Origin of the sequence: Pseudomonas sp. (genome assembly GCF_037994325.1) — a bacterium.
Classification (GTDB): Bacteria; Pseudomonadota; Gammaproteobacteria; order Pseudomonadales; family Pseudomonadaceae; genus Aquipseudomonas.
This window is the reverse complement of record NZ_JBBNAH010000461.1, coordinates 1-2,675: the sequence shown is the minus strand read 5'-3', so window position 1 is coordinate 2,675 and position 2,675 is coordinate 1. Positions and strand designations below refer to the sequence as shown.

At 61.2% G+C, this 2,675-nt stretch carries 3 protein-coding genes; 2 read left to right on the top strand and 1 reads right to left on the bottom strand.

Annotated elements, in window-relative coordinates:
• Nucleotides 1–50: 50 nt before the first annotated feature.
• Both AAAB16_RS15510 and AAAB16_RS15505 read left to right on the top strand, forming a co-directional pair.
• On the top strand, nt 51–725 hold the full coding sequence (locus tag AAAB16_RS15510; RefSeq protein WP_340664129.1) for a TetR/AcrR family transcriptional regulator: 675 nt from the start codon (nt 51–53) through the stop codon (nt 723–725).
• A gap of 69 nt (nt 726–794) precedes the next feature.
• On the top strand, nt 795–1,736 hold the full coding sequence (locus tag AAAB16_RS15505) for an alpha/beta hydrolase (protein ID WP_340664128.1): 942 nt from the start codon (nt 795–797) through the stop codon (nt 1,734–1,736).
• 316 nt (nt 1,737–2,052) lie between these two features.
• Here the strand turns inward: AAAB16_RS15505 and AAAB16_RS15500 are convergent.
• A partial coding sequence (locus AAAB16_RS15500; RefSeq protein ID WP_340664127.1) for a metal-dependent hydrolase occupies nt 2,053–2,675 on the bottom strand: 623 nt, incomplete at its 5' end.

Here is a 2,675-nt window from a genome sequence, read left to right as displayed (position 1 = left end):
GTCCGGCACGTCACCTAAGCGTAGGTTGGGGCACAACGTTGGGGGGCGCGATGGAAGCAGAAAAAGCCGAGCAGGGCGCCGTATTGGCGGTGTTCGAAGATCTCGGTGGCTACGGTGCAGTGGCCCGCCAGCAGGGCGAGTTGGCCGATGGGCCGCTGGTGGGGCATTTGCAGCGGATCAATATTCAGCTGACGGCCATCCCGGTGTTTGCACGCAAGGGCTTGAGCGAGACCACGGTTAACGACCTGCTGGCTGCCGCCAACGTGTCGCGCCGCACCTTCTACAAATACTTCGACAACAAAATGGACGTGCTCGAAGGCATCTACCAAACCGCCGTGGTCCTGCTGCTGGCGCGCTTTCGCGATATGCAGCAAGGCGCCGGCAGCCCGCAGCAATGGCTGCGCACCATGGTGGGTTGTTTCTTCGACTATCACTCGGCGGTGGGCCCGATCATTCGCCTGATGCAGGAGGAGGCATTACGCGCCGACTCGCCCCTGGCCCGCCATCGCCAGCGCGCCCATGTGGAAATGACCGCGCTGTTGGTCGAGCGTCTGGAGTACGACGGCCAACACCGCGACCCGCTGACCTACCGCGCGCTGATCTGGGCGCTGGAAACCACCTCGTTGGAACTGCTCGGCCGCTCAGCCACGCGGGTAGAAATCGAACACGCCAAAACCGTGCTCAGCGATTTGCTGATTGCCGCGCTATGCCCCGTCACAACCTAGGTTGGGGCGCGAGCACACTGTGCCCATGCTTTGATGCACGACCAACAACAAAAATGTCGAGGTCTTTGCATGACTGCTTCCAGCCTGACTCTAGCGCCGCCGCTGGCGGTGGGTTTTGCCCGTTTGGGTTTTGGTGCGTTGCCCTTGGAGCGCCTGAAAGCCCGCTACGCCAACGCCGATAACGGCTCGCGGTTTATTGAGCTGGACGGCTTCAACGTGCACTACCGCGACGAAGGCACGCGCGACAAACCGGCGCTGGTGCTGATTCACGGTGTGGTCGCTTCCCTGCACACCTGGGACGGCTGGATCGATGCCTTTGCCGAGCACTACCGCATTATCCGTTTTGACGTGCCTGGCTTTGGCCTCACCGGCCCGGCGCGTGATGGCGTGTACTCGGCCGAGCGGATGGTGAAAATATTCAGCCTGTTGCTCGATCATTTGGGCGTAAGCAAGGCGGTGGTTGCTGGCAACTCCCTGGGCGGCTATATCGCCTGGAACTTCGCCCTGGCGCAGCCGCAGCGGGTGGAGAAATTGATACTGATCGACCCAGCCGGTTACCACATGCGCAAAGTGCCGCTGATGATCGCCGCCGCAGCGCTGCCCGGTGCAACGTGGGCCATGCCGCTGTGGATGCCGCGAGCGTTGATTGCCCAGGGCATAAAAGAGGTTTACGGCGAGCCGGGGCGGATCAAACCGGGCGTGGTTGATCGCTACTACGACCTTAGTCGCCGGCCGGGTAACCGCCGCTCAATGATGGATATCTTCCGCGTGCTGCTCAAAGTAAACCGCGAAGAACTGCACGGCACGCCGGCGCGGGTGGCGCAAATCACTACTCCGACGCTACTGATGTGGGGCGACCGCGACCGCTGGATTTCGCCCAAGCATGTGCCGCTGTGGCAGCGCGATTTGCCCGGCATTCAGGTGAAGACCTATGCGGGCGTTGGGCATATTCCGATGGAGGAAATTCCCCAGCAGAGCGCGGAGGATGCGTTGCGGTTTTTGCAGGGTTAAGTGATGTGACGTGATCGTGCCTGGCGGGGGATCGGTGTTTGCAGGTTGCCCTCACCCCCAGCCCCTCTCCCGCAAGCGGGCGAGGGGGGCTAAACCGCGACTTCGCGCCTTACACCGATCAAGCCCCCTCTCCCGCTCGCGGGAGAGGGTTGGGGTGAGGGCAGCAGCAGGCGTCGCCGATTTTTAAGGCTATCGCCACCGATACCGACTTCACCCAGCCCAGCAGTGGCGGCCGCTACAGCGCGTGACAAACAACAAACCGCCGGGGGTTAAGCCAGCGGTTTTTGTGGTTGCAAAGAACGTCTGCTCGAAAGATTCAGGCCGTCTGCGCCAAAGCGTGTGGCTCGCCGGGTTCGAACTCGGCGCGTGAGGCGTACAGCAGGTCGATATTGTTGTGCTGCCACGGATGGAAACCGTCCTTGAAAAAATCCAGGTAGGTTTTGATCAGCGGGCGGAACACGCCGTGTTTGCCCCACATCCACTGCACGCCATCGCGCCACACCCGCCAGTTCCACAGCAGGCCGTCCTGTTTGAGCATATGGGTCATGCCGCGAAAGGTGTCGAGCACAAAAAAGAACGTGCCCATCATCATTGCCCGACGCAGCAATTTGCGGCTGCCGCACACCTGGTTGTACACGTCGAAAGCCACCGCCTTGTGCTCGGTTTCCTCCAGCGCATGCCAGCGCCACAGGCGGATTAATTCCGGGTGAGCGCCTTCCAGGTATTTGGGATCACGCAGCAAGCCGTCAGCCATGATCGCGGTGATATGTTCCAGCGCGGCAGTGGCGGCCAATTGGCGCTGCGGCGAGAATTTTTTCTGCGTATAGCGGATGCGTGCCTGGGCGCGTTTTTCAATGCGGGTGATGTTGTAACCAAGCTCGCGCAAACGATTGCTGTATTCCAGATGCTCACGGCTGTGATGGCCTTCCTGGCCGATAA